General features: G+C 71.5%; 22 protein-coding genes, 1 tRNA gene and 1 pseudogene. 16 read left to right on the top strand and 8 right to left on the bottom strand.

The window, feature by feature from the left end; translation table 11 throughout:
- Nucleotides 1-60: 60 nt before the first annotated feature.
- From LO931_RS08715 to LO931_RS08725, 3 genes are all read left to right on the top strand, one after another.
- The gene (locus LO931_RS08715) at nt 61-1,422 is read left to right on the top strand and encodes a cytochrome P450 (RefSeq protein WP_229053017.1); all 1,362 of its coding nucleotides are present in this window, start codon (nt 61-63) and stop codon (nt 1,420-1,422) included.
- Complete coding sequence (locus tag LO931_RS08720) at nt 1,419-2,243, top strand: SDR family oxidoreductase (protein ID WP_229053018.1); 825 nt, start codon at nt 1,419-1,421, stop codon at nt 2,241-2,243. The genes LO931_RS08715 and LO931_RS08720 overlap by 4 nt, the downstream gene beginning before the upstream one ends.
- 94 nt (nt 2,244-2,337) lie before the next feature.
- Complete coding sequence (locus LO931_RS08725) at nt 2,338-2,757, top strand: hypothetical protein (RefSeq protein WP_229053019.1); 420 nt, start codon at nt 2,338-2,340, stop codon at nt 2,755-2,757.
- Between the two features lie 3 nt (nt 2,758-2,760).
- On the opposite strand, the gene LO931_RS08730 is transcribed toward LO931_RS08725, so the two are convergent.
- Entirely contained in the window at nt 2,761-5,715 is a 2,955-nt protein-coding gene (locus LO931_RS08730) for a crotonase/enoyl-CoA hydratase family protein (RefSeq protein WP_229053020.1), read from the bottom strand.
- A gap of 115 nt (nt 5,716-5,830) precedes the next feature.
- Between LO931_RS08730 and LO931_RS08735 the strand changes: the two genes are divergently transcribed.
- Complete coding sequence (locus LO931_RS08735) at nt 5,831-6,433, top strand: TetR/AcrR family transcriptional regulator (protein ID WP_229053021.1); 603 nt, start codon at nt 5,831-5,833, stop codon at nt 6,431-6,433.
- On the opposite strand, the gene LO931_RS08740 is transcribed toward LO931_RS08735, so the two are convergent.
- Complete coding sequence (locus tag LO931_RS08740; RefSeq protein ID WP_229053022.1) at nt 6,434-7,183, bottom strand: glycoside hydrolase family 16 protein; 750 nt, start codon at nt 7,181-7,183, stop codon at nt 6,434-6,436.
- 7 nt (nt 7,184-7,190) lie between these two features.
- Entirely contained in the window at nt 7,191-8,165 is a 975-nt protein-coding gene (locus LO931_RS08745) for a hypothetical protein (protein ID WP_229053023.1), read from the bottom strand.
- Nucleotides 8,166-8,403: 238 nt separating this feature from the next.
- Here LO931_RS08745 and LO931_RS08750 point away from each other — a divergent pair, with 238 nt between their 5' ends.
- Nucleotides 8,404-8,910 (top strand): RNA polymerase sigma factor, encoded by a 507-nt coding sequence (locus LO931_RS08750; protein WP_229053024.1) that lies wholly within the window; start codon nt 8,404-8,406, stop codon nt 8,908-8,910.
- 60 nt (nt 8,911-8,970) lie between these two features.
- Here LO931_RS08750 and LO931_RS08755 read toward each other — a convergent pair whose 3' ends face one another.
- The 3 genes from LO931_RS08755 to LO931_RS08765 all read right to left on the bottom strand — a co-directional run bounded on the left by LO931_RS08755 (nt 8,971) and on the right by LO931_RS08765 (nt 10,972).
- The gene (locus tag LO931_RS08755) at nt 8,971-9,675 is read right to left on the bottom strand and encodes a hypothetical protein (RefSeq protein WP_229053025.1); all 705 of its coding nucleotides are present in this window, start codon (nt 9,673-9,675) and stop codon (nt 8,971-8,973) included.
- Nucleotides 9,672-9,989: a hypothetical protein gene (locus LO931_RS08760; protein ID WP_229053026.1), complete on the bottom strand. Its 318-nt coding sequence runs from the start codon at nt 9,987-9,989 to the stop codon at nt 9,672-9,674. The genes LO931_RS08755 and LO931_RS08760 overlap by 4 nt, the downstream gene beginning before the upstream one ends.
- Nucleotides 9,990-10,147: 158 nt before the next feature.
- Nucleotides 10,148-10,972 carry a hypothetical protein gene (locus tag LO931_RS08765; RefSeq protein ID WP_229053027.1) on the bottom strand — a complete coding sequence of 275 codons (825 nt, stop codon included), beginning with the start codon at nt 10,970-10,972 and terminating at the stop codon, nt 10,148-10,150.
- Between the two features lie 234 nt (nt 10,973-11,206).
- Here LO931_RS08765 and LO931_RS08770 point away from each other — a divergent pair, with 234 nt between their 5' ends.
- The gene (locus LO931_RS08770; protein WP_229053028.1) at nt 11,207-11,776 is read left to right on the top strand and encodes a hypothetical protein; all 570 of its coding nucleotides are present in this window, start codon (nt 11,207-11,209) and stop codon (nt 11,774-11,776) included.
- Between the two features lie 137 nt (nt 11,777-11,913).
- Here the strand turns inward: LO931_RS08770 and LO931_RS08775 are convergent.
- Nucleotides 11,914-11,987 (bottom strand) — tRNA-Gly (locus LO931_RS08775).
- A 45-nt stretch (nt 11,988-12,032) separates the two neighbouring features.
- Here LO931_RS08775 and dcd point away from each other — a divergent pair.
- The 10 genes from dcd (at nt 12,033) to sigJ (ending at nt 20,535) form a co-directional block, all read left to right on the top strand.
- On the top strand, nt 12,033-12,608 hold the full coding sequence (gene dcd, locus LO931_RS08780; RefSeq protein WP_229053029.1) for a dCTP deaminase: 576 nt from the start codon (nt 12,033-12,035) through the stop codon (nt 12,606-12,608).
- Nucleotides 12,608-13,540, top strand: coding sequence for a pseudouridine-5'-phosphate glycosidase (locus LO931_RS08785; RefSeq protein WP_229053030.1), 933 nt, complete (start codon nt 12,608-12,610; stop codon nt 13,538-13,540). Before dcd ends, LO931_RS08785 begins: the two co-directional genes overlap by 1 nt.
- A gap of 10 nt (nt 13,541-13,550) precedes the next feature.
- Nucleotides 13,551-14,423, top strand: a complete 873-nt coding sequence (locus tag LO931_RS08790) for a carbohydrate kinase family protein (protein ID WP_229053031.1) — start codon at nt 13,551-13,553, stop codon at nt 14,421-14,423.
- Nucleotides 14,420-15,139 carry a hypothetical protein gene (locus LO931_RS08795; protein WP_229053032.1) on the top strand — a complete coding sequence of 240 codons (720 nt, stop codon included), beginning with the start codon at nt 14,420-14,422 and terminating at the stop codon, nt 15,137-15,139. The genes LO931_RS08790 and LO931_RS08795 overlap by 4 nt, the downstream gene beginning before the upstream one ends.
- A gap of 82 nt (nt 15,140-15,221) precedes the next feature.
- On the top strand, nt 15,222-16,034 hold the full coding sequence (locus LO931_RS08800) for a hypothetical protein (RefSeq protein ID WP_229053033.1): 813 nt from the start codon (nt 15,222-15,224) through the stop codon (nt 16,032-16,034).
- Nucleotides 16,035-16,077: 43 nt separating this feature from the next.
- Entirely contained in the window at nt 16,078-16,911 is an 834-nt protein-coding gene (locus LO931_RS08805) for an alpha/beta hydrolase (protein WP_229053034.1), read from the top strand.
- A 165-nt stretch (nt 16,912-17,076) separates the two neighbouring features.
- Nucleotides 17,077-18,000: an ABC transporter ATP-binding protein gene (locus tag LO931_RS08810; protein WP_229053035.1), complete on the top strand. Its 924-nt coding sequence runs from the start codon at nt 17,077-17,079 to the stop codon at nt 17,998-18,000.
- On the top strand, nt 17,997-18,815 hold the full coding sequence (locus LO931_RS08815; RefSeq protein WP_229053036.1) for an ABC transporter permease: 819 nt from the start codon (nt 17,997-17,999) through the stop codon (nt 18,813-18,815). Before LO931_RS08810 ends, LO931_RS08815 begins: the two co-directional genes overlap by 4 nt.
- An 81-nt stretch (nt 18,816-18,896) precedes the next feature.
- Entirely contained in the window at nt 18,897-19,652 is a 756-nt protein-coding gene (locus tag LO931_RS08820; protein ID WP_229053037.1) for an SDR family oxidoreductase, read from the top strand.
- The gene (gene sigJ / locus LO931_RS08825) at nt 19,645-20,535 is read left to right on the top strand and encodes an RNA polymerase sigma factor SigJ (protein ID WP_229053038.1); all 891 of its coding nucleotides are present in this window, start codon (nt 19,645-19,647) and stop codon (nt 20,533-20,535) included. Before LO931_RS08820 ends, sigJ begins: the two co-directional genes overlap by 8 nt.
- A 178-nt stretch (nt 20,536-20,713) precedes the next feature.
- Here sigJ and LO931_RS08830 read toward each other — a convergent pair.
- Nucleotides 20,714-21,418: pseudogene (locus tag LO931_RS08830) on the bottom strand (hypothetical protein); the annotation flags it as partial.

Below are 21,418 nucleotides of genomic sequence, written 5' to 3' on the forward strand. Positions count from 1 at the left end.
TCTTGACACGAGGTGACCGGCGTCACAAACTGACAGGACGTCCTGTCAGATGGAGATCCGATGACCGTCACCTCGCCCGGCCCCACCCGCGTCCCCCGTCGCCGGGCCGTGCCCGTCGTCGGCCCCACCCTCGCGTACATCGCCGATCCGCTCGCCCTGATGCGCGACCAGCATGACCGGTTCGGCGCCGTCTCGGAGATGCCGTTCCTCGGTCGGACGTGGACGGTGCTGACCGGCCCGGACGCGTGTGGGGAGGCCCTGCGCAATCCCGAGAAGGCCTTCAGCAACGAGCTCGGGTGGGACTACCTCGTCGGCCCGTTCTTCAACCGCGGGCTGATGTTGCTCGACTTCGAGGAGCACCACCGCCACCGCCGCCTGATGCAGGAGGCGTTCACGCGCGACCGGCTCCACGGCTACGTCGACGGGCTCGGCCCCGCGATCTCGCGCGGGCTCGACGCCTGGACCCCCGGACCCGAGGTGCAGGTCTATCCGGCGCTCAAGCAGCTCACGCTGGACCTCGCGACCCAGATCTTCATGGGCGGCGCCGACCTGATCGACCGCCAGGAGATCGACCGCGTGAACCGCGCGTTCATCGCGTGCGTCCAGGCCGCGACCGGGTTCGTCCGCGCGCCGGTGCCCGGCACGCGCTGGGGCCGGGCCACCCGCGGGCGGGCCCTGCTCGAGGAGTTCCTCGGGCGGCAGGTCGAGGCCAAGCGTGCGTCCGACGGGGACGACCTGTTCTCCGTCCTCACGCGACTGACCGACGACGAGGGCTCGTCCTTCTCCGACGAGGACGTCGTCAACCACATGATCTTCCTGCTGATGGCCGCGCACGACACGAGCACCATCACGGTGTCGACGATGATGCGTTTCCTCGGTCAGCACCCGGAGTGGCAGGAGCGGTGCCGCGAGGAGTCGATGGCGCTCGGTGAGCACCCCGACTTCGACGAGCTGGCCTCGCTGACGTCGCTCGACCTCGTCATGAAGGAGTCGTTGCGACTCGTCCCGCCGGTGCCCGTGCTCGCTCGCCGCACCGTCAAGGACACCGAGATCATGGGCGTGCCGATCCCCGCGGGTCGGCTGACGGCCGTGATGGTGCACCTGCAGCACCACATGGAGGAGTACTGGCCCGACCCGGAGCGGTTCGACCCGGGTCGGTTCGCCGACGACCGTCGCGAGGACAAGGCGCACCGGCACGCGTGGGAGCCGTTCGGTGGCGGTGTGCACAAGTGCCTCGGCATGCACTTCGCCGGAGCCGAGGTCCGCGCGATCATGCACCAGCTGCTGCGCCGGTACCGCTGGACCGTGCCCGCCGGCTACTCGACCCCCCTGAACTACGGCTCGCTGCCGTTCCCGGACGACGGACAGCCCGTCGACCTCCGCCCCCTTGCCCCGCAGAACGAAACAGGAGCCCGTCGATGACCCAGGAACTCACCGGACGCGTCGTCGTCATCACCGGAGGTGCGCGCGGCATCGGTCGCGCGACGGCCGAGCGTCTCGCCGCAGCCGGATGCACCGTCGTGCTCGGCGACCTCGACGCGGCCCTGGCCGCGACCGTCGCGAAGGCGATCGGTCGTGGCGCCGTGTCGGCGGAGCTGGACGTGACGTCGGCGGAGTCGTGGCGGACGTTCCTGGCCGCGACCTCCGAGGCAGGTCCCGTCGACGCGCTGGTCAACAACGCGGGCGTCATGCCGATCGGCTCGCTGCTGAAGGAGCCGGACGAGGTGACGCGCACGATCGTCGACGTGAACCTGCACGGCGTGATCCACGGGACCAAGGCGGTCGTGCCGGGCATGGTCGAGCGCGGCCACGGCCACGTCGTCAACGTGTCGTCCGCCGTCGGTCGCGTGGCGGTCGCGGACGGCGCCACCTACTCGGCCTCGAAGTTCGCGGTCGTCGGCTTCAGCGAGGCGATGCGCAGCGAGCTGCGGCCGCAGGGGGTCGACGTGAGCGTGGTGCTCCCGACCGTCGTGCAGACCGAGCTGTCGGTCGGCGTGCCCGCCGCGAAGGGCGTGAGGCCCGTGACGGCGGACGACGTCGCGAAGGTCATCGAGCAGGTGCTGCGCAAGCCGAAGGCCGAGGTGTGGGTGCCGCGCTGGAGCCAGGCGATCGTGAAGGTCACCGGCGCGCTCCCGCGTGGAGTGCAGGACGCGGTGAGCCGGGCGATGGGTGCCGACCGGGTCTTCAAGGCGGCTGACTCCTCGAAGCGCGAGGCCTACGAGGAGCGCGCCCGGCGCTCCTGACCCGCACGACGTGGTCAGCCCGGCACCGCGAACGGCCGGAAAACCATGTCGAAGTGACCACATCGGGCGGCGCTGGTCCGCCACACTGGCGCACGTGCCCGCCGAGATCGTCGTCCGTCGCCTGCGCACGCGGGGTGCGCCCGGCGTGATGCGGGTGGCCGTCGACGGTCGAGCCGTCGCCTCGCTCAGCCGCCGCGAGTCGGCGCGGGTCCCGGTCGACCCCGGCCCGCGGGTCCTGACGGCCGAGATCCAGGGCATGCCGCTGCCGCCGGTCGAGATCGACGTCGCGGAGCAGGAGTCCGTCGCGGTCGACCTCTGGATGCCCGCAGCGATCCTGTTCGACCTGCACCACGCCACGATCCGTGCCTCGGTGCGGGGCGTGGTGGTGCCGTCGCCGGCCGCGCTGGAGAGCCGTCGCGCCGGTCGGCAGCTGCGGCGAGCCGGCCGGTGGCTCGCGGTGGTCCTCCTGCTCGCGGCTGCGTCCTGCGCCGTCCTGGTCGGGGTGCGCGGCTGACGCTCAGCGGCCGGTCCAGCGGGGTGCCCGCTTCTCGGCGAACGCGGCAACTCCTTCGCGGGCGTCGTCGGACAGGATGACGGGGCTCGCCATCTCGCTCTGCCGCGCGAACCCGTCCTCAGGTGCCCAGGTCGGCGCGGCGTCCACGATCTGCTTCCCGACCGAGACCGAGAGCGGTGCGTTCGCCGCGATCCGGGCCGCGAGGTCGAGCGCCTCCGCGAGCGCAGTGCCCGGCTCCACCAGCGAGTTGACGAGTCCCAGCTCGGCCAGGCGGGCGGCCGGCAGTGCGTCCGCGACGAGCGCGAGCTCCATCGCGACCGGTCGCGGCAGGCGCACCGCGGTGCGCCAGAGGCCCCCCGCGGCGGCGAGCAGGCCGCGCTTCGCCTCGGGCAGCCCGAACGTCGCGTCCCGCGCGGCCACGACGAGGTCCGCGCACAGCACCAGCTCGAAGCCGCCCGCGAGCGCGGGTCCCTCGACCGCGGCGATGGTCGGCTTGGTCGGCGGCTCGGCGGTCAGGCCGAGCGGTCCACGGCGATCGGTCACGGGGATCTCCCCGCGGTGGGCTCCCGACAGGTCCATGCCGGAGCAGAAGCTGCCGTCGGCCCCCGTCAGCACGATCACGCGCACCGACGCGTCGGCCTCGGCGTCGTCGACGGCGCGCTCCAGGGCGAGGGCCATGGGTCGGTCGACGGCGTTGCGCACGGCGGGTCGGTCGAGCGTGATGACGAGGACCTCTCCGTCGTCGCCGTGCCGCTCGGTGCGGACCGTGGCGTCGGGCGGCGAGGGCAGGTCGGCGGCGGGAGCGTCGTCGAGGACGAGCAGGTCGCCCTCGAGCCGGATCGTGCGGCGCAGCGGGTCGGTCTCCGTGAGGAGCGCGATGTCGGCCGGGTCCTCGCGGCGCAGCAGCACGCGGTCGCCGCTCGGGGTGATCGCCGAGACGATGATCGCCTCCGGGTCGTCGGCACGGCCGAACGGCACGGTGACGGCCTCGACCACCGCCGAGCCGTCCAGCACGGCGAGTGCCGTGCGTGCCGGCGGGCGCTCGAACGCCGGCTTCAGGTGGGCGAACGGCCGCTGCGGCGGGGTGGCCGAGTAGACGCCGAGGGCGTGCTTCGTGGCGTACCAGCCGAGGGAGCTCGACAGCCCGACGTCCTCCGGTCGGTCGCGCAGCAGCGGCACGATGGTCGAGACCGCGTGGAGCCCGTAGTTGTTGCCGGGTCCCCCCGCCGAGGTGAGGCCGCCGGTCACGGTGAGCGGCCGGGCGGGATCGGCCCACGGCAGGCCCAGTGCCTTCGCGCCGAGCTGCACGGCCGCCGGGAAGCAGGAGTAGAGGTCGATCGGGCCCAGGTTCTCGGCCGTGACACCTGCGTGGTCGAGGGCCGCCGATGCGGCCGCCGCGATCGCGGGCGACTCGGCCAGGTCGGCGCGCTCGCTGACGAACCACTCGTCCGTGGCCGACGCCCCCGCGTGCAGGAAGACCCAGCGGTCCTGCGGGACGCCGGCGGCCTGGGCCGCCGCCACGCTCGTGACGATGACGCCCGCAGCGAGGTCGACCTGGAGGTTCGCGCACATCAGCTTCGTGTACGGGTCGCTGATGCGGCGGTTCTCCGGCGTCGGGTCGGCGATCTCGTCGGCCGACCGGGCCGTCGGGTCCCAGGCGTAGGGGTTGTCGGCGGCGACCGAGCTGGCTCGCGCCCACAGGTCGGCGATCTCGTCCTGGTGCGCCTCGGCGGTGGTGCCCTCGGCGGCGCGGAGCGCCGACTCGATCAGGGCGTAGACGTAGATCGGTGCACCGAGCCCGACCCCGGTCTCGACCTCGTTGTTCGCCGAGCGGTCGTTCCCGATCTCGCGGTCGGGCGCGGCGCCCGCAGGCTGACGGGTCCAGTCGGGGTCGCGCCCGAGCTTCTGCAGCGCTGCCACGGTCGAGCCGGCCTCGGCCCCGGAGACCAGCACGACGTGCGCGGAGCCGTCGACGACCTGCTGAGCAGCGTCGTTGAGCGCGAGCTGCGCGCCGTCGCCGCCGTACTGCGAGGTCTGCACCGTGGCGGCGTCCGCGGCACCGACCAGCTCGGCGACCGCGCCGGCCTGGTCGCGGTAGGCCCACGAGGCGCTGGGCACGGCGTAGACGACGTCGGCCGCGGCCAGCAGGTCGACGGACGCGCCGGCGTCCTCGGCCGCCTTCCGCAGGGCTGCCGCCGACAGGGCCGTCGGCTCGAGCGGTGCGTCGAGGTCGGGGGTGCGCTGGACGAGCTGCCCCACGCCGATGACGACCGGGGTGGTCGGGTCGAGCAGCGTGTCCGTGCGTTCGTAGAGGACGGGCTCGTCCGGCACCCTCAGCGTCGCGGCACCCCCCTCGAGCAGGGAGGCGAGCGCGGCGAGCGACTCCTGCAGCGCGGTCTCGACGCTGCGCACGGCGGTCAGGCCGATCGGCCCACGGACCGGAGCGCCGTCGAGGGCGCCGTCCATCCGCACTGCGGCACCGCCGGCGTGCGGGGCGATCGAGCACCACAGGCCGACCGTGATGCCCATGGGGCCGGTCCCGCGGAGCGCGAACCCCGAGTCGTCGGCCTTCTGGGCGTGCCAGCGCGCCTGGGCAGGGATGTCCATGAGCGAGATCTGCTGCACGAACTCGACGCCCTGGTCGATGCGCTCGGGGCGCTCGCCGCGCCACGCCACGTGGAGCGTCAGCCAGTCGGGGGTGCGCGCGAGGTCGCGCACGAGCTCGGCGACCGCGGCGGGCGAGGCCGCGACGAATCGCTGGGCGCTCACGGTCCGGGCGTACCCGGCGACGCCGTCGGGTGCGGGCAGGTCCACGGCCACGTCGCCGAGGTCCGCAGCGTCCCGCGAGCCGGGAAGGACCCGGCCGATCGCGTCGGTGGCCGCGTGGGAGAGGGCCCGGGCGACGACGCGAGCGCTCTGGGTGTGGCGGGCCATGGGGCTGCGGGAGGAGGGAGACATCGAGATCCTTGTTCGGTCTGATCAGACTGTTTAGTCATGATGCGGGACGGGGCACGGCCTGCGCAAGCCGCTCGGGGCCCGCTGGGACGCGACGGGCGTCGACTAGGGTGCGGCCATGGTGGCGACGCGACGCGCGCAGCAGCAGCGGGCGCTGACGACGCGCGCGCGTCTGATCGAGGCCGCCTTCGACGGTCTCCTCGAAGACGGCTACGCCGCCACGACCGTCGGTGCGGTCCAGGCCCGGGCGGGCGTCGCCCGCGGCACGCTGCTGCACCACTTCCCGACGCGCGGCGACCTCATGGCGGGCGTCGTGGAGGACCTCGTCGAGCGGCGTCTCGAGGTGCTCGGCACCTCGCTGCCGGCCGGGCCGGAGGTGGCGTCGTGGGACGAGGTCGTCGACCTGGTCTGGCGAGCCCTCCGCAGCCCCGCCTACACCGCGGCCCTCGAGCTGTGGGTGGCCGCGCGGACCGACCCGGAGCTGCGCGACGCCCTCCTGCCCCTGCAGCAGCGCATCTTCGCCGCCGTGCACCGCAGCATCACGCTGCTGGTCGGTGAGGACCACCCGCAGGCGCCGATGCTCGTGCAGTTCACGATCGACCTGCTGACCGGCTCGCACCTGGCCGGGGTGCTGGAGCCGCGCCTCGGCACCGACCGCGTCGTCGAGGCCTGGAAGGTCGCCCTCCGCACTCTCGCCGACGCCTGGGACACCGACGCCTGATCAGCCGTTCCCCGCCCCCGTGACGCGGTGCACCGTCAGCTCCGGGACGAGGTCCGGCCCCGCGTGCGGCGTCGCGGACGGGAAGTCGAAGACGCCGAGGATCAGCATCATCGGGTAGTCGGGCGACTGCGTGGACGACGCGACGTGCTCGCCGTCGATCGACCAGTCGATGCCGTCGGGTCGCCAGTCGACCGCGTACACGTGGGGCTCCGCCACGTCGATGCGCCGACGGGGGGCGGCGAACTCCTCCCTCAGCTGCGGGTCGCGGAACGCGTGGACGCCACGGCCCACCTCGGCCGTGCCGTCGGCGAGGCTCGAGCCGAACACCTCGACCAGGCAGATCTCGCCGCACCGCTCGGGCTCGTCCTCCAGGCCCACCATCCACGCCGAGAACATGGAGCCCGGGCCCACGCGGGCGCTGCACTCCACCTCGATGCGGCCCAGGTGCGGCACGAACCCCATGAGGGTCGGCTGCTCCTCGCGGACCAGGAGGCCCTCGCGGAACGGCTGCTGGCCCCGCGTGCTGCCGACCGGACCGGACCAGCTGCCGCTCTGCACGGCCGAGATCCGCAGTGGTTCCTCGTGCAGGTCGGGGCACCAGAGCGGATGCTGCGGCGGGATGCTCAGGCGCAGGCCGTCGGGGCCGAGGGCGTAGGTGGCCGCCGAGGCCGCTCGCGAGCTCCAGGCCGGCAGGTACGACGCGACCCATCGGGACGGATCCAGGCCGGGTCCGTCGAAGCGCTCGTCCATGGACCCATCATCGCCGTGCGGCTGCCTCGTGGACAGTGGTCGACCTGCCGCGGACCACCGTCACCGCGACGATCGCGAGGCAGATCGCGGCAGCGACGACGTCGGCCACGAGCTCGGCGCCGGCGCCGACCTGGTCGTCGTAGGGCTCGGACCAGAACGGCATGACGACGCCGACGAGGATCGATCCGAGAACCAGGGCCAGCGTGTGTCGGTCGGTCCAGCGGGTGCTGCGGGACCAGGTGCCGATCGCAGCGATCGTCGCGGCCGCGACGCAGATCCCGACGACGAGGGCGCTGGAGCTCTCGCCCGGGAGGTAGAGCAGGTAGGCCAGGAAGCCCCAGAGCACGAGCACCCAGGGCGGCGGGACGCGTCGCTCGGTGGAGCGTCGGCTCCGCCATCGCAGGGCCGCCGTGACGAGCGCGGCGACCGTGACCAGGGCGACGAGCGACTGCACGGGTCGGGCCTGGAAGCCGTTGCCCGCCTCCTCCTTCACGCCCAGGTGGTTGACGAGCGTCGCGAGGGCATAGAGGCCGGCGAAGACCCAGGTGGTGCGGCGCGTCAGCCACGGTTCGGACCCGTGACGCGACCACGTCTCGGCCACCATGATCGGCGCGGCGATGCTGGCGACGACGTGCCCGGCCGTGAAGGCCAGGAGGTAGTAGAGGCTGACGTCGATCCCGTCGACGTGAGCCGGGTGCTGGAAGTCGAAGCGGTCGTACGCGGGGTTGAACAGCGACTGGTCGACCAGGCCCGCCTGGAGCACGCCGAAGGCGGCGGCCAGCAGGAGGATGGTCGGCCACCCGCGGCCGCTGCGCCGCGCGATCTCCCGGATCAGCAGCGCCGCCCCGCCGTACATCGGTGCCAGGAACAGCAGGATCGCCGGGATGTCCGTGAACGGGTACCCGCCCCACGACATCTCGGCGAACCACGGCGCGGCGACCAGGACGATTGCGACCGGGGCCCACCTCGTCGACTGCGCCATGTCGTCCAGCCTAGGAAGACCGACGGCTTGAAGCATCGGGCTTTCGGCTCGTCGTCTCCGCCGAAAGTTCCGACTCCTGTCTCGGCCTCCTTCCGTTTCTTGTCACGCGCGTGACAACTTTTCGGCCTTCTCCCGGATCTCGCGAGCTCGACCTTCCGGAGTGCCGGACGTGACAACGAGGTTGGGCCCGTCCGAGGTCGACCAGGCACGCGTGCCGCGAGTGACGAGAGCTGCCGTCATGGATGACGACGAGTACCGGGTGCTCTACGAGCGGTTGGCGCCGAAGGTCAGGAGGTACGCCGCACGTCAGGTCTCACCTGACCGGGCGAAGGACGTGGTCGTCGAGACCTTCGAGGTGGTCTGGGCCAAGCGAGCCGGCGCTCCGGCCGACCCCGACTCGGCCGCAGCGTGGGCGTTCGGCATCGCCAAGAACAAGGTGCGCCAGGCCGTGCAGGAGCGGACCCGGAAGCATCACGACCACCGGTTCGTCGACGATCGCCACCAGCTCGCCTCCGATCGGGACGACGTCCAGGTCAGCGTGGTCGAGCACGAGCGGGCCATGTGGATCCACGGCCAGCTCACCACCAGGGATCGGCAGCTGTTCGACCTGGTCTTCGTGCGTGGACTCGACCGGGTGACGGCCGCCCGCCTCCTCGGCATCACCGCGGGCACTCTCGCGACGCGGGTGTCGCGGCTCCGTGCCCGACTCACAGCCCTCGGCGCGCGGTTCGACGCAGACTCCTAGTCCCGGGCGGGGGATGGCGCGGGTGCACCTCTCAGGTGCTCTGGTCCGCGTGCTCGGCCATCATGGCTGGCCGGGTCCGAGAAGCCGCCAGCCGTTGCCGTCGAGTACCTGAGCCATGGACGCACCTGCCGAGGGCATGTAGTCCAAGGTCCGGAAGGTGAGCTGGGTGACGAGCCAGCCACCATCTGTCCGTCGCAGGTCGAGTCGATGAGTCACCCAGGTCTGGAAGGTGTCGTCTCCCTCGAGGCCCAACGTCAAGGCGACCTCGATCGACATGGCACCTTCATCGACCTGGGTCCTCACGTAGGACGGCTTGTCAGTCCTCCAGATGCGTCTGACCTCGGAGTCATTGTTGAGGGCCAGGCTGGTCTCGAAGTAGTCAACGGTGGCAGGGTCCGCGTCCTCGGCGACGAGCGTTTCCACCATCTCGCCGACGTCCATCGGTTCGCGGGTGTCGATCACCAAGTGAAGAAGCGCGACGGCGAACCCCTCGGCGACGGTGCGGCTATCGTCCCCCTCCGAGAGGTCCTTGGTCAGTTTGAGGCTCGGGAGCCCGGATGGAGCATTCGGTGCGTCGTCGAACTCCCCCGGTGTCGAGAGCGGCTCACCTACGGCCAGCTCGGTCAGGTGACTCCCATCGTTCGGCAGCAGCGAGTTCCGGTCCTGCGATTCGCTGTTGCCTGGTTGGTGGAGCGCGAACGCCGCAAACACGATGGCGGCAGCAACGACCAGCCCGCCTCCGAGACCAGCGCGTCGTCGATTCACGGATGTGTCCTCGCAATCAGTGCATTGCTGAAAACAATGGCGTATCCAAGCTGACCTGAACTGTTCGGATGGAAACTGTTCTCAATGGGGTTCACGTCGAGGTCATGGATCCAGTCGTGGTAGCCGTTGCTCGAACATGCGCCGTGGCCGAGGAATTGTTCGCGCACGCTCTGACCTACTGACCAGATTCCGGTGGCGTTGGGTTGGTTGCGCCCGCTGAACCGCGCGGGCGCGACAAACCTCGTCAGAACAGGATCGCGACTGCGACGAACCCGGCCAAGATCAAAAGAACGATCGCCGCTGCCTTCGACCATCGTGGCGATGACCCTTCGGCGCCCTGAGGGAGCCTGAAGCCCCCGAGCACCTCATTGTTGTTGAAGCCGAATCCCGAGCCGGTGTAACCATCGGCTGAGTTCTGTCGCTTGTGCCGCTCAAATCTGTCTCCGTCGTCCCGGTCTTGTGTCACAGTGACTCACTCCTGGTCGGTGACGGGCATGAGAGCGTCGATGTCCAGCACAGTGCCGGATGCGTCCGTTGCCTCGATGCTCTCATCAGAAGCGCCACTGGCCACGAAAAGATTCGGAGCGATGGACTCGAACGGTGCGCTGCCGCGATTGGCAGTCAGGTCGAATCCCGGTGGTAGGAGCAGGGTCGACTGATCGGGGCCGCCGGTGCCGTCGTTGGCGACCATCTGGAGACCCTCAGCAAGGAACGCATCGGCCGATGTCGAGACCGACGAGATGAAGGCGCCGTAGTCCGCGATGAGGACCTGAGTGCCGTCGGAGTGGGCGTAAGTCCAATACTTCACGGCCTCTGACTGACCGAGAAATGTGACATCCAGGCCTTCGATCTCAAGGACCGATCCCGTGTGGGGCATAGGCTCAAGTCGCTCGGCCTCTTCCGTCAACGCCTTGGGGTCTTGCGCGATGCGCATGCCGCCCCCGGGAATGCCGGTGATGGTCACCTTCGTCGTGAGCCTGCCTTGCTCACTCGGGTACGGCGTGTGGACCCATCGTGCCTTCGTCGCTGCGGTCGACAGCGAAGAATTGATGCTCGCCTGACCAGGCCCGGTCGTATAGAAGTTGCCCAGGTAGACCGTCATTCGGAAGAGGTTCCCGCTTGCGGCGACCGACGCGGTGACACCCGTTCGGGAGAAGCTTCGCGAGACGGTCGGCTCGTACAGCCACTGCTGGCTTTGCGCCTTCCCGTTGAACCATGTGTTTGAGGCGGCAACGGCGGGCGGCGAGACCCCCACCAGCACCCCGAGAACCACCAGCAGCGCAAGTAACGCTGCCATCAGCTTGCCGCGTCGAACTCTTGGTGCGGTCATAGTTACCCCCATCAGGAGCGAGCCGCGGGACCGATGGCCCACAGGATCGACTGCGCCTGCCTATACATCGCAAGATCGGGCGAGTTCTTACGACTCAGTCGCTCGAACTTGGTATGGGAGGCCTCAAGGTGCCGGTCACGGTCGCGGGGCCTGCCATCAGGCGGCCACCGGAGTAGGAGACTCGGCGTTACGGTGTCGGCTATGCAGCGCAGCGCTCTCGTCGTGTCCGGTGCGGTGGTGTCTTTGACCGTTGCTCTGGCGGGATGTGGATCGGGTGCGAGCGAACAGATGACGGCCCCCGCCGAATCGAGCGAGCCGGCTGCAACCGCGACGAGGGATGCGGCAGCACTGGCCCAGGCTCAGGCGTGGCTCGACGCAGCGAACCTTCCCCCGGGAGCCGTGAGCACGGACACTCCCTCAGTCAGCTTTAACGGGTACCAAGACTGGCCGTGCGGTCCCTACGAGGAGTTGGAAGCGTTCTGGGTGATCGCCGGCATGACAGTTGCCGAGGCAGCCAATTGGTTGATCCAGAACCCCACCGCAGACCTCATCACGACCCACTACGGACTGGTGCCCGAGGAAGGGGTGCCGTTGGATGGGGCGACCGTCGGCTATGTTCCCGCCGCCGACTTGCAAGAAGGGATCGTCTACACCGTCGCGAGGACGAGCGATGGCGTCGTGGTCAGGGCCGAGGTCGCGGCTCAGACCGATACCGCCACCTGCCCACCGCTCCCCGACGGTGCAACACACGGGGCGCCCGGACAGGGTTAGCGTCGCGATTGGCTCGAGGGCGCGACTTCGCCGCGGGTGGAGCCGATGACGGGATCCCTAGGACGCGCTCGCTTCGCCCGCGGACGGAGGAGCCCACTCGATTCGGTGCACCGGCTCGTAGACCGCTTCGCGGTGACTGGAGCCGATGACGGGAATCGAACCCGCATATCTTGCTTGGGAAGCAAGCGCTCTACCACTGAGCTACATCGGCGAATGTGGCACTGAGTCTAGCCACCTCGCAGGCTAGCCTGTGCACGTGCTTCTCTCCGACCGCGACATCCTCGCCGAGATCGACGCCGAGCGGGTCCAGCTCGACCCCCTCGACCGCAACATGATCCAGCCCTCGAGCATCGACGTGCGACTCGACCGGTTCTTCCGGGTCTTCGACAACCACAAGTACCCGCACATCGATCCGGCCGCCGACCAGACCGACCTGACGCGCGCGGTCGAGGTGGCCTCCGACGAGACCTTCGTGCTGCACCCCGGTGAGTTCGTGCTCGGCTCGACGTACGAGCTCGTCACCCTGCCCGACGACGTCGCGGCCCGCCTGGAGGGCAAGAGCTCGCTCGGTCGCCTCGGCCTGCTGACGCACTCGACTGCCGGCTTCATCGACCCGGGCTTCAGCGGCCACGTGACGCTCGAGCTCGCCAACGTCGCGACGCTGCCGATCGTGCTGTACCCCGGCATGAAGATCGGCCAGCTCTGCTTCTTCCGCCTGACCTCGCCGGCCGACAACCCGTACGGCTCCGAGAAGTACGGCTCGCGCTACCAGGGCCAGCGCGGCCCCACGGCCTCCAGGTCCCACGCGAACTTTCACAAGACCGACATCTGATGGCTCCGCGGCTCCCGCTCAGCACGTCGCCCGAGGTCGCCGAGGCGCTGGCGTCCGGAAAGCCGGTCGTCGCGCTCGAGTCGACGATCATCTCCCACGGACTGCCGCGCCCCGACAACCTCGTCGCCGCGCAGGAGTTCGAGCAGATCGTGCGTGACGCGGGCGTCGTGCCGGCCACGATCGCGGTGCTCGACGGCGAGCTCAAGGCCGGCCTGACCGCGCCCGAGCTCGAGCGCATCGCGGGCGAGGACATCCCGAAGCTCAGCGTCCGCGACCTCCCGGTCGTGCTCGCGCAGGGGGCGAGCGGCGCCACCACCGTGGCCGCGACGTCGTGGATCGCGAACCGCGCCGGCATCCGCGTGTTCGCCACGGGCGGGCTCGGCGGCGTCCACCGCGGGGCCTCCGCCAGCTTCGACGAGTCGGCCGACCTCACGGTGCTCGGCGACGTGCCGATCACCGTCGTCTCGGCCGGCGTGAAGTCGATCCTCGACATCGGTGCGACCCTCGAGCGTCTCGAGACCCTCGGCGTCGTGGTGCTCGGCTTCCGCACGGAGGAGTTCCCCAGCTTCTGGCTCACGAGCTCGGGCCACCAGCTCGACTGGCGCGTCGAGGACGCGTTCGCCGTCGCCTCGGTCATGTCGAGCCGCGACGCGCTGGGCCAGCCGGCCGGCATCGTCGTGGCCAATCCGCTGCCCGTCGAGCAGCAGCTGGACCCCACGGTGCACGACGCCGCCCTCGCGCAGGCACTGGGGGAGGCCCAGCAGCAGGGCCTGTCCGGCAAGGAGGTCACGCCGTTCCTCCTGCAGCGGATCGTCGAGATCACCGGCGGCGAGAGCCTGCGCGTGAACCTCGACATCGCCCGCAACAACATCAGCGTCGCCGTCCGCATCGCCCAGGCGTGGTCCGAGCTGTCCGCCGGCCCGGGCGCCTGATCGGGCTGCCGTGACCATCCTCGTCGTCGGTGACGTCGTCGACGACATCAGCGTGCTCCCGCTCGAGCCCGTCACGCCCCGCACCGACACCCGGGCGCAGGTTCGCATGTCGCCCGGCGGCTCGGCCGCGAACACGGCGGCCTGGCTCGGCTTCCTGGGTGCCGACGTGCGCTTCGCCGGCCGGGCCGGTGCTGACGGCGCGGTTCGGCACTCGATGGCGCTCGCCGACTTCGGCGTCGACGCCCGCATCGCCGCCGACCCCGCCACCCCGACCGCCACGATCGTCCTCACGCTCGACGCCGAGGCCGATCGCACGATGTACGTCGACCGCGGCGCCAACGCCACGCTCACGAGCGACGACGTGCCTGCGTCGGCGTGGGACGGTGTCACCTGGCTGCACCTCAGCGGCTACACCTTCTTCGATCCCGCGACCCTCGGCGTCGCCCGCGACCTCGTGGCCGAGGCACGTCGCCGCGGCGTGCCCACCAGCGTCGACCCCGGGTCGGTGGCCTTCCTTCGCGAGGTCGGCCCCGCCGAGTTCCTGCGGTGGACCGAGGGCGTCGACCTCGCCCTGCCCAACGCCGAGGAGGCCCGACTCCTCGCCGAGTCGAGCGGCCCCTTCATCGACCACGACCGCCTCGCGGAGCACTACCCGCACGTCGTCGTGACGATGGGGGCGACCGGCGCGACCTACGTCGGCGACGGTCTGCGCGAGCAGGTCGTCGCTCCGCGGGTGTCGGTGCTCGACACGACGGGCGCCGGCGACGCGTTCACCGCCGGGTTCCTGGCGTCGTGGATCGAGGAGCACGACCCGCAGCGCGCCCTTGCCGGAGGGGTGGGAGCGGCGAGCCGCTGCGTCGAGCTGCGCGGCGCCCGACCATGACCCCCCGCACCCGCGCGGTCCTGGCCGTCGGGGTCTTCGCGACGCTCGTCGGTGGCGTCAGCGCGTACTCGCTCCTGACCGACGAGATGACGGGCACGGTGCTCTCGACCGACCCGGTCTCGGAGTACCAGTCGCCACCCCTCACCACCGACGACGGCGGTGTCTACGCCTTCATGGCCACCCAGCCGGAGACCGACGACGTGCCCGTCACGTACGACCCGTGCGAGACGATCGAGGTCGTCGTGAACGAGCAGCGCGCCCCGCGCGACGCCGACGAGGTCCTCGACGACGCGCTCGCGCAGGTCGAGGACCTGACCGGCCTGACCTTCGAGGTCGTGGGCACGACCGACGACGACCCGCTCTCGGACGACATCCGCGACGGCGACGACTGGCGCGCCGTGCAGATCACCTGGACCGACGTCGACACGGTGCCCGAGCTCGAGGGTGACGTCGCCGGCCTCGGCGGCAGCACCTGGGTCGAGGAGGACGGCCACCGCCGGTTCGTCACGGGCGACGTCGTGCTGGACGCCGAGGACCTCGAGGTGCTCGGGGGCGAGATCACCACGATGGTCCTGCTCCACGAGCTCGGCCACCTCGTCGGCCTCGCGCACGTCGACAGCACCGACGAGCTGATGCACCCCAGCGGCGGCGGCCCCGAGTGGGGCCCCGGCGACCTGGTGGGCCTCGAGGCCCTCGGCCAGGGCCGCTGCCTCTGACGCGGCGGGGCTCCGGCAGCGGTTCACCAGACGTTCATCGCAGACCCGGACACGGGCTCGCCCCGTTGGGACCATGTCACCCGTGGGAGGCCCCTTCGAGGACATGAGACGTCGCCGTCGCGTCGACCGGATGCTGCGCGAGATGGAGCGGATCGGCCGACCCCGTCGCCAGATCTCGTCCGCGACGCTGTGGCAGACCGTGGTGCCCGGCGTCCTGGTCGTGGTCTTGCTGTGCGTCTTCGGCTTCCGTCTCTGGCACGACCCGAACGCCGACATCATCGGTTACACGTCGCCCGGCGAGGTGGGCGAGGGCGAGCTCCAGTACGCCGTCGGCGGTGGGACGTACCGGTTCATGGCGACGCAGGACGGCAGCGACGAACCGGTCGCCTACGACCCCTGCACGCCGATCCAGGTCATGGTCAACGCCAGGACCGCTCCCGCCGACGCCGACGCCATCCTGGCGACCGCGCTCGCGAACGTGACCGAGGCGACGGGCCTGGAGTTCGAGCTCGTCGGCGACAGCGACGAGGTCCCGTTCGCCGGCGCGGACGTCGAGACCGGCGAGGGCTGGCGCCCCCTGCTGATCGGCTGGACCGACGCGACCGAGATGTCGGAGTTCGACGGCGAGCTCGTCGGACTCGGGGGGAGCGCGATCGTCGAGATCGACGGGCGGCACTGGTACGTCACCGGAGACGTCGCCCTCGACGGGCCCCGCCTGGCCGAGCTGGGCACCGAGGTCACGGTGGCGGTGCTCCAGCACGAGCTGGCCCACGTGATCGGGCTGCACCACGTCGATGACGAGCACGAGCTGATGCACCCCGTCCAGACCACCGCGCGGTGGGGACGGGGCGACCTCGCCGGGCTGGAGCGGCTCGGCGCCGTCGAGTGCGCCTGAGACTCGGGTGGCGCGTCCGCGCCGAATGGGATGAAGTGGTCCGGTGGATCGTCGACAGCTCCTGGCCGCGGCCGGACTCCTCACGGTGGCCGCGTGCACCCCGGGGCGCAGCAAGCCCGCCCCGCGGGCCGAGAACACCGACGACCGCCTCACCTACGGCGACCACCCGTCGCAGTTCGTCGACGTCTGGCGCCGCGCCGGCTCGGGTGACCCGGCGGGCACGGTCGTGATGATCCACGGCGGGTTCTGGCAGGAGCAGTACGACCTGACCTACCTCGAGCCGTTGGCCGCGGCCGCCACGTCGCGGGGCTGGGACGTCGCCTCGCTCGAGTACCGCCGCGTGGGCGGTGGAGGCGGATACCCGCAGACCTTCGACGACGTCGTCGCCGGTATCGACCGGCTGGACGGCTGGCTGCGCACCCCCGACGTCGTGACGCTCGGCCACTCCGCCGGCGGACACCTGGCCGTGTGGGCCGCGGGCCGTCCGGGTCTGACCGACAGCGTGTGGGGCTCGCCCGTGGTCGACGTCCGCACCGCGATCAGCCTCGCGGGGGTGCTCGACCTGGAGGCCGCCCACGACGACTGGCTCGGCAACGGAGCCGCCGACGAGCTGATGGGCAGCCCACCCGAGGGCTCGATCTGGCCACTCGCCAACCCCACCTACCGTCTTCCGCTCGAGGTCCCGGTGCGGTGTGTCCACGCGCCCGACGACGACCTCGTGCCGATCTCCCAGTCGCGCGACTACGTCGCGCGGGCGACGGCCGCCGGTGCCGACGCCACGCTGACGGAGGTCACGGGCGGTCACTTCTCCGCCACCGAGCCGGGCTCCGCCGCCGCGAACACGCTCCTCGACGTGCTCGACGCCACCGCCACCTAGGCCGCACCCAGATTTGCGCCCAGTTGTGCCGAATCAGACCATGGATTCAGCACAACTGGGCGCACATCTGGGTCGGGGTCACGGGCTTGCCTCAGGGTCAGATCAGGGTCGAGCCAGGGATCGTCCCGGATGTGAGGGGCGGCCGCCCGCCGCGAGGCTGGACGCATGATCCACGCACAACAGCTCACGAAGCGTTTCGGCGGTCGGACCGCCGTCGACGCGATCGACTTCACGGTCGAGCCGGGCCGTGTCACCGGGTTCCTCGGACCCAACGGCGCCGGCAAGTCGACCACCATGCGCATGATCCTCGGGCTCGACGCCCCGTCGTCGGGGAGCGTGACCGTCAACGGTCGCGCCTACGGCACCGGCGGCGCCCCGCTCCGCGAGATCGGTCCGCTCCTCGAGGCCGGCGCCGTCCACCCCGGCCGCTCCGCCCGCGGCCACCTCCGCTGGATGGCCGCCAGCAACCGGATCCCCGCCACGCGGGTCGACGAGGTGCTCGACCTCGTGGGCCTGAGCGACGTCGCCGACCGCCGGGTCGGCAAGTTCTCGCTCGGCATGGGTCAGCGGCTCGGCATCGCCGCGGCGATGCTCGGCGACCCGGGCGTCGTCGTGCTGGACGAGCCCGTCAACGGACTCGACCCGGAGGGCATCCGCTGGGTCCGCGTCCTGGCGCGACGGCTGGCCGACGAAGGTCGCACGGTCTTCATCTCCAGCCACCTCATGTCGGAGATGGCGCTGATGGCCGACCACCTCATCGTGATCGGTCGGGGCCAGATCCTCGCCGACACCTCGATGGCCGACTTCATGACCCACCACGCCGCCAGCCACGTGCTGGTGCGCACGCCGCACCGTGACCAGGTCGCGCGTCTCCTGGCCGACCACGGCGTCGAGGCGACGCCGCAGCGCGACGACGACCGCTCCCTGCACGTCCACGCCGGCGACCCCGCCGCCGTCGGCGAGCTCGTGGGAGCCGCCGGCTTCACCCTGCACGAGCTCACCCTCGTCCGGTCCTCGCTCGAGGACGCCTTCATGACCCTCACGGCCGATGCCGTGGAGTACCACGCCACCGAAGGAGTCGCGGCATGACCGCCCTCGCCCCCACCCTCACGGAACCCCGGACCACGCATCCCCAGCCCACGCCCGGCCTCGGTTCGGCGCTGCGGGCCGAGTGGATCAAGCTCACCACCGTCCGCTCGACCTGGTGGACGCTGGTCGCGCTGGTCGTGGTGGGTGCGGGGGTCACGGTCCTGCTCGGCGCTAGCAATGCCGAGTGGCTGGCGAGTCCGGAGGCAGACGAGTCACCGGCGTCGTTCATCACCGCTGGCATGGCGCTGACACCGGCCGTCGCCGTGGTGCTCGGAGCCCTGGTCGTGACCTCCGAGTACGGATCCGGCATGATCCGCAGCTCGCTCGTGGCCGTGCCTCGTCGTGGCCGGGTCATGCTGGCGAAGTCGATCGTGGTCGCCTCGGTCCTGTTCGTCGTGGGCACCGCGACGGCCGTCCTGGGGTACCTCGGCACGAATCCCTTCCTGGAGGCCGAGGGCATCGGCCTGCCGCTCGAGGGTGATGTGCTGCGTGCGATGTACGGCAGCGGTCTGTTCCTCGCAGGTCTGGGTGTTCTCGCGGTGGCGACGGGGTTCCTGGTGCGGCACACCGCTGGGACGATCTCGATCCTGCTCGGCACCCTCTTCGTGGTCGGCCAGCTCGTGCTGCTCGTGCCGGGTACGTTCGGTGACTGGCTCGACAAGCTCATGCCGCACAACTCGGGCGGAGGCGTCGCTGCGGCCGTCTCGTTCAACCCGAACCTGCTGGAGCCGTGGACCGGGTTCGCCGTGTTCCTCGCCGAGGTCGCCGTCGTGGTCGCCGTCGCCGCCTGGTCGCTGAAGCGCCGCGACGCCTGACGGCCTCACACATCGCAGGGCTACCTCGTCGGAAGGGGTGAGGCGGAGACACCGCCCCACTCCTTCCGAGAGGATCACCCCATGAAGATCGCCGTCGCCGGTGGAACGGGTGCCGTGGGCGCCCACGTCGTCGAGCTGGCCCGCGAGGCCGGCCACGAGGTCGTCGTCCTGAGCCGAGGGACCGGGGTCGACCTGGTCGAGGGCACCGGCCTCGCCGCGGCGCTCGCCGGGGTCGAGGCCGTGGTCGACGTCGCGTCGACGTTCACGCTCGACGCCGAGGAGTCCCGTGCGTTCTTCGGCACGACCACCCGCCGGCTGCTGGAGGCCGAGGCAGCCGCCGGCACCTGCCACCACCTGGCGCTGTCGATCGTCGGCATCGACGACGCGCCCCACGGCTACTACGCCGGCAAGGTCCTGCAGGAGGAGCTCGTCGCCGCGGGTCCCGGGCCGTGGACCGTGCTGCGCGCGACGCAGTTCCACGAGTTCGCCGGCCAGGTCCACGGCCAGACGACGGTGGGACCCCTCGTGCTGGTGCCGCGCATGCGCAGCGAGACGGTGGCGGCGCGGGACGTCGCGGCGCGTCTGGTCGAGCTGGTCGAGGCCGGACCGTCGGGCCGGGTCGCCGATCTCGGCGGCCCCGAGACCGCGTGGATGGCCGATCTGTCGCGCGCGTGGGCCCGTGCGCGTGGCGACGAGCGCCGCGTGCTCGGGGTGCCGCTGCCGGGCAGGCTCGGCAAGGCGATGCGCGACGGGACCCTCGTCTCGGGCGTCGGTGCCGACCACGGCACCACCACGTTCGAGCAGTGGCTGGAGGGCCAGGTGGTCGAGCGTGCCTGAGGCCGAGGACGCCGACCGCGGCCGGCTCGTCGCGACCGCGTTCCGTCTGCTCGGCACCACGGCCGACGCGGAGGACGCGGTGCAGGAGGCCTACACGCGGTGGTTCCGGATGGACCTGGCCGAGCGGGAGCAGGTGCGCAACGTCGACGCCTGGTTCACGACCGTCGTGGGGCGCATCTGCCTCGACGTGCTCGGCTCGGCACGCGCCCGCCGCGAGCAGTACACGGGGGAGTGGCTGCCGGAGCCCCGGCCCGGTTCCGACCTGCCCGGCTCGCGGAGCGCCGAGGACCCGGCCGAGCGCGTGAGCCTCGACGACCAGGTCACCAGTGCTCTGATGGTCGTGCTCGACTCGCTGACCCCGGCGGAGCGGGTCTCGTTCGTGCTGCACGACCTCTTCGGCCTGAGCTTCGTCGAGGTCGCCGACGTCGTCGGCCGCTCGCCGCAGGCGGCGCGCAAGCTCGCGTCCGACGCGCGACGCGACATCCGCGAGCGCAAGGTCCGCGACACGTCACCGGTCGACCACGCCCGAGTGGTGGAGGCGTTTCTGGCCGCGTGCGGCTCGGGGCGGCTCGACGACCTCGTGGCGGTGCTCGACCCGAGCGTCACGCTGGTCACCGACGGGGGAGGCCGGGCCTCGATGGCACGTCGTCCCGTGCAGGGCTCGGACCGCGTGGCGCGCTTCCTCCTCGGCATCATGGACAAGATCGTGCGCGAGGGGCGGGTGGTGGAGCCGAGCATCGAGCTCGTCGACGGCCGCGCCGCGATCGTGCTGCGCGAGCACGGGGTCGCCCCGTTCATCATCATGCTGAACGTCGTGGGCGAGGCCGTGCAGGACGTGTGGATCCAGGCCAACCCCGACAAGCTCGGCGCCTGGGCGGAGTAGGCCGTCCGGTGGTGCCGGTGCCCCTTTCGAGGCTCCTCGTTCCTCGTCGCGCCCCAAGGGACGGAGTGCGGCCACCATCCGCTGGTGAGGCGCGGGTGCGCTCGGGCGCGCGGGGCCCGGAACGCCGGACGGCGACCGCCCCGTGGGGCGATCGCCGTCCGGCGGTGAGTGACGGCCGTCAGTCGGGCTTCTTGTCCTCGGCCTCGTCGTCGGACGCGGCCTCGGTGGCGGCGGCCGTGAGGTCCGCGCCACTCGGGTTGGCCTCGCTCAGCGGCGCGACGTCGTCGGACTCGACCTCGGGGTCCGAGCCGTCCTCCACCGCGACGATCCCTTCCGGGGCGTCGGGCGAGATGTCCTTGGCCTCGGGCTCGGTGGCCTCGGCCTTGTCGTCGAGGGTCTCGGCCTCCTCGTCCCGGGCGTCCTCCTCGACGGGCTCGTCGGCGTCGGGGGCGGGCTCGCCCTTGGCCGGCTCGTCCGTGTCGGGCTGGGCCGACGGGGCGGACTCGGCGTCGGGGTCGGTGGTGTCGCCCGGCTCTGCAGCGACCTCCGGCTTCTCGACGTCGTCGGCGGGCTTGCCCTCGGTGGAGGCGGGGCCGGAGTCCTCGGAACTCTCGGCGGCCGGGGCGTCGGGGAGCAGGTCGGTGTTGACCGCTCCGACGTTGGCCCAGGCGGCCTTCTCCTTTTCGGAAGCCTCCCGGTCGTCGGCCTCGGGCTCGGTGGCCTCGGCCTTGTCGTCGAGGGTCTCGGCCTCCTCGTCCCGGGCGTCCTCCTCGACGGGCTCGTCGGCGTCGGGGGCGGGCTCGCCCTTGGCCGGCTCGTCCGTGTCGGGCTGGGCCGACGGGGCGGACTCGGCGTCGGGGTCGGTGGTGTCGCCCGGCTCTGC

The organism is Aeromicrobium sp. Leaf350 (assembly GCF_916858655.1).
In the GTDB taxonomy this organism is placed as follows: Bacteria; Actinomycetota; Actinomycetes; order Propionibacteriales; family Nocardioidaceae; genus Aeromicrobium.

What these genes read in the sequence shown, in the direction of transcription:
- LO931_RS08715 (WP_229053017.1), top strand. Translation starts at nt 61, where the DNA reads ATGACCGTCACCTCGCCCGGCCCCACCCGCGTCCCCCGTCGCCGGGCC.
- LO931_RS08720 (WP_229053018.1), top strand. Translation starts at nt 1,419, where the DNA reads ATGACCCAGGAACTCACCGGACGCGTCGTCGTCATCACCGGAGGTGCG.
- LO931_RS08730 (WP_229053020.1), bottom strand. Translation starts at nt 5,715, where the DNA reads ATGTCTCCCTCCTCCCGCAGCCCCATGGCCCGCCACACCCAGAGCGCT.
- LO931_RS08735 (WP_229053021.1), top strand. Translation starts at nt 5,831, where the DNA reads ATGGTGGCGACGCGACGCGCGCAGCAGCAGCGGGCGCTGACGACGCGC.
- LO931_RS08740 (WP_229053022.1), bottom strand. Translation starts at nt 7,183, where the DNA reads ATGGACGAGCGCTTCGACGGACCCGGCCTGGATCCGTCCCGATGGGTC.
- LO931_RS08745 (WP_229053023.1), bottom strand. Translation starts at nt 8,165, where the DNA reads ATGGCGCAGTCGACGAGGTGGGCCCCGGTCGCAATCGTCCTGGTCGCC.
- LO931_RS08750 (WP_229053024.1), top strand. Translation starts at nt 8,404, where the DNA reads ATGGATGACGACGAGTACCGGGTGCTCTACGAGCGGTTGGCGCCGAAG.
- LO931_RS08760 (WP_229053026.1), bottom strand. Translation starts at nt 9,989, where the DNA reads ATGGTCGAAGGCAGCGGCGATCGTTCTTTTGATCTTGGCCGGGTTCGT.
- LO931_RS08765 (WP_229053027.1), bottom strand. Translation starts at nt 10,972, where the DNA reads ATGGCAGCGTTACTTGCGCTGCTGGTGGTTCTCGGGGTGCTGGTGGGG.
- LO931_RS08770 (WP_229053028.1), top strand. Translation starts at nt 11,207, where the DNA reads ATGCAGCGCAGCGCTCTCGTCGTGTCCGGTGCGGTGGTGTCTTTGACC.
- LO931_RS08785 (WP_229053030.1), top strand. Translation starts at nt 12,608, where the DNA reads ATGGCTCCGCGGCTCCCGCTCAGCACGTCGCCCGAGGTCGCCGAGGCG.
- LO931_RS08795 (WP_229053032.1), top strand. Translation starts at nt 14,420, where the DNA reads ATGACCCCCCGCACCCGCGCGGTCCTGGCCGTCGGGGTCTTCGCGACG.
- LO931_RS08810 (WP_229053035.1), top strand. Translation starts at nt 17,077, where the DNA reads ATGATCCACGCACAACAGCTCACGAAGCGTTTCGGCGGTCGGACCGCC.
- LO931_RS08815 (WP_229053036.1), top strand. Translation starts at nt 17,997, where the DNA reads ATGACCGCCCTCGCCCCCACCCTCACGGAACCCCGGACCACGCATCCC.
- LO931_RS08820 (WP_229053037.1), top strand. Translation starts at nt 18,897, where the DNA reads ATGAAGATCGCCGTCGCCGGTGGAACGGGTGCCGTGGGCGCCCACGTC.